Genomic DNA, 3,860 nt, shown 5'->3' on the forward strand with positions numbered 1-3,860 from the left:
AGCCGGCATAAGCCGCCAGCGGCAGAGCCAGGGTGCAGAGACCGGCGACGACCGCGTATTGCCGCCATGACCGCGGCGGCTGGCGAGGCGCAACATCCACGGCAGTCTCGGGGCGCGGCAGGTGCTCGGCGACTTCCCAGATTTCCAGCATCGCCTCGTACTCGAACGCGTGCAGGGGATGCGCATCACGCCATTGTTCGAAGGCGCGACGCTCCTGGTCCGTGCAGTCGGCCGCGTGCAGACGCATGCACCACTGCGCGGCGGCATCGGTGATCGCATCGTATTCGGTTTCCGAGAGAGTGTCTTGGGTCATTGACTCGTCCTGATTTCGCACATTCTAACCTTGACCGGAAGTTGCCGAGAACCTGCGTTATGGCAACTACCCATCAAAGTGGAACTTATTTTTCGCTCCGGCGCCCAAAAAGCGGGACACATTGGAAGACTTAGCCATAAATGGAGTGAAAAAATGATCAAGAACACTTTCGCCGCAGTGATTGCTGCTGCCACGTTGCTTACTGCGGGTGCCGCGATGGCGGACAGACCGGGCGCAGGCTGGGTGACCATCGAAAAAGCCATTGAAATCGTCAAGACCAAGGCCGGTTATGTCGAGGTCTACGAGATCGAAGCCGACAACGACGGTTACTGGAAGGGCGAGGGGCGCAAGGCCGATGGGGCCGTCTACGAGTTCCGCATCGACGGTGCCTCTGGCAATGTGCTGCGGGATCAGAAGGATTGATTCCCTACGCCGCCAATGGAAGCGCAGGTTGTTAAACCTGCGTTTTTTTTTGCGCAATCAGGGCGTGATCGCCGGCGGCGGATCGAGCTGGCGACCCATTTCGCAAATCAGGTGGGCGATCGAATCGGCATTGCGCAAAATCACGTCGATGCGTATGTCCGATGAACCCTGATCAAGAAACGCCGTGCGTGCCTCGTCAAGCGTCGGGCTCGAGGTCAGATCGAGAATGATTTTGCTCAAGTCTTTGCCGCCAGGGACCTGATCCAGGTTCACATAGGTGTTTCTTGTTCTGCTCCAGTGTGAAAACAGTTCGTCCCTGGGTGTGGCCAATGAAAGCGCCCGACGCTGGAAGGATTGCAGATCGTGTCGCATCGACAGTCCCAGCAGCGTGACGGTCGAAATCAGATCGGCAAACGGTCGGCGCGACTCCAGCGAGGCAATGTCTTCAGCCTTGCAGAACTGATGGGCGAACTCGTGAATCAATGTCGCCGCCTGAGCGTGAGCATCGACATCGAAAGGCTGAGTCATTACCGCGTTGTAGCGATCCAGAGCCGGGTTGAAGAAGTGTTCGGTGAAGTGCACCCGTTTGCGCTGATCGTTATTGAGCACGAATGCAATGATTGATGAGTAGGCGGTGTTCGAACCGACGACGAAGCGGTCGGTGTTCATCAGGTCGTCATCCGGGTCCACCAGTGCGTTGCAAATGGGCACGATTGCATTGTGGATTTTTTTCAACAGCCCGGTATCCACTTGCTGCACACCAAAAAAATCTCTAAAGAACGCCTCCAGTCGAAGACTCGGGGCATTGTTTTTCAAGAGCGCCAGATTGTGCAAACTGTTGAAGGCGTAGAACCGCGCCAGGTCGACGGCCTGCTGGATAGCCTGAGCTTTTCGTGGGTGCTGTGCCTGAATGTCCTTCATCCCGACGGCCTCGATGTTCAGAACCGCCCGACGTTCGCGCTCGAGTCTGTAGGGCTCGTACAGTCTGGAGACGACTTTGCCGAAGTGAGCGGTATGCCGGTCGGCAGCGATCACCAGGTGCGTACCGTGCATTCTTAACGACGGGCCAGGCGTGGCACCGTTGACCAGTTGCCAGACGGCGCCGGGTTGTTCGACACCATAGACTTTGCCTCCGACGGTGGCGTAGCTGTGTCCGCTTATGCTGTCTTCGTAAACCCCGGTCCTGCGATTGTGCTTGAGGTCTGCGAGGGCCACCGCGTGGGTTTCGAATGACTGCAACTCGGTGCGCAGCGGGGAAGTCGTGCGCATGTGATGCCATGTCGGTGCTTGCGCGGCGGACGGCGACGTCGCGTCTTCAACGGCTGGCGCTCCGACACTGGCTGGCACGTCTTCGGCGTCCTGCAGACTCTCGCGACTCAAACTCAGCATCTGCACGGCGCCGCCAATGAACGCCTGCAAGGCCTGTTTCCAGTGGTGGTTCTGGAGGGCTTCGGCCGAATCCTTGAAGTCTTTGTAGGCTTGCCAGAGAAACGTCACGTAAGACAACTTGCCCGGCAACAATCTGGACAGCAGGTGGATGCCCTTGCTGAACAGATTCTTCGCAGCCTCCCAGTCATCTTGCGCCGCAGGGAGGGACTGACAGCCGAGAAAGCGCTGCAACAGCGCAAGGTTGTCAGTGAACAATCGTGCCAGCAGGTTGCCCTGAACAGGGATCCCGACGTGGACCATTTCACTGGTTTCGCCAACGCTGGATTGCAGCAGCCGTTGAAACACAGCCTGCTGCTCCGTTGGCAAGCGGCGCAGCAGCAGGTCCTGCAAGGCCCCCGGTTTGTTCAGGGCGGCGATCAGCCCCTGCGGTTCCTCGAACTCATGGAACACCTCGTCGGCATACAGTGAATAAAGCACCAACGGGCCTTGATCTCCGTTACCCGGTCCAATCACGTACAGGCCCGGAACTTCCACGGCCGTCACTCCGGCCGTCTTGGCCAGCGACAACGGTGCGACAAGCGCATGCGCACCCTCGACCGTCGCGCGCGCAACGCCGTCGGGCATGTCGAACACCTGACAGAGGTAGTCGAATGCCTTGGCGGACAATCGCTGTTGCAGTTTCAATCCATGGGCGTGTTGCAGCAATTGCCAGGGCAGTTGCCGAAGGAAGCGCTGTTGACGCACTTCGGCACTGTCACTGCCGGGCGCGAGCGTCTTCGCTACCTGTTGGCTGTAGGTGGTGGAAATGTCCAGCGACAGCAGCAAGCGCCGCACAGCGTTTTGATCAAAGCCTTGGGGTAACGCCTGCGTGGTGGTGGAGGCAACCTTGAATCCGGTGCCCTGAGCCACGTTGATATGGTTCAGGGCAAACTCGCTGAGCGGGCGTGCGGGCCCTGCCAGGGCGAGGTTGGGAGTGATTTTGATCTGTTTCGGCTCGAGCCGGTTACCGGGAAAGCGTTGATCGAGCAGCGTCTTCAAGCGTCGGTCTACGTAGTTGGCAAGGTCGGGGAGGTCACTGAGGTAATCCTTGTGATCGGTGACACTGTGGCGCCATTGCTCGAGCAGCTCCAGATGCCGTTGTTGATCCTGTGGTGACGCCATGCCCAGCCAGGCAGGCAGCGACTGCTGCTGGTCAATGGCCTTGCCCAGTTGAAGGGTGCGCAGCAGGTTGGTGTCGATCACGGTTTTTTTCAGCGTCGTCAGGACCGATGCCAGGCGGCTGTCGCCGTGCAGGCGCTGGCGAGCCTGATCGCAGCGCGCAAGAAAATACTCGATCGCCGATTGCATCGAATGTCGGGACACATCGCCTTTGATCAGTTGCAGTGCACCCAAGGTGTAGTCCTGGTGGAACTGACGATCTTTCGGAGCAAGATTTTCGACGAGGGCAAGGCGTCCCACACTGTCTTTCAGTCGCTGGTTCAGCACTCGTCGTGCATCGACGACGTCGGCAAAAACCTCAAGCCCCGTCGCGGGTGTCCACAACACGGCGTGCCCCGAGTGTGCCGCATCGAGGCCGCCGCGTTCGGTCAGCATCACGCAGTGTGCCAGCGGCAATTGCGTCTGCCCTGAGGCACTGTCGAGGGTCAGCGACCAGGCATCTGGCCGGAAGCCGTTGAGCGAGCCCCGGTTATCGCGGTTGGCGTGCTCGGTGGTGAATACCGTATCGACTATTGCC

2 protein-coding genes and 1 pseudogene are annotated in these 3,860 nt (G+C 59.1%); 1 reads left to right on the forward strand and 2 read right to left on the reverse strand.

Going from position 1 to position 3,860, the window contains the following annotated elements; all coding sequences use genetic code 11:
- A partial coding sequence (locus DBR24_RS34285) for a FecR/PupR family sigma factor regulator (protein WP_371921377.1) occupies positions 1–313 on the reverse strand: 313 nt, incomplete at its 3' end.
- Between the two features lie 153 nt (positions 314–466).
- Here DBR24_RS34285 and DBR24_RS29035 point away from each other — a divergent pair.
- Complete coding sequence (locus DBR24_RS29035) at positions 467–736, forward strand: PepSY domain-containing protein (RefSeq protein ID WP_128616414.1); 270 nt, start codon at positions 467–469, stop codon at positions 734–736.
- A gap of 57 nt (positions 737–793) precedes the next feature.
- Here the strand turns inward: DBR24_RS29035 and DBR24_RS34290 are convergent.
- Positions 794–3,860 (reverse strand): annotated as a pseudogene (locus DBR24_RS34290) (hypothetical protein); the annotation flags it as partial.

It is taken from the genome of Pseudomonas sp. HMWF006, assembly GCF_003061205.1.
In the GTDB taxonomy this organism is placed as follows: Bacteria; Pseudomonadota; Gammaproteobacteria; order Pseudomonadales; family Pseudomonadaceae; genus Aquipseudomonas; species Aquipseudomonas monsensis.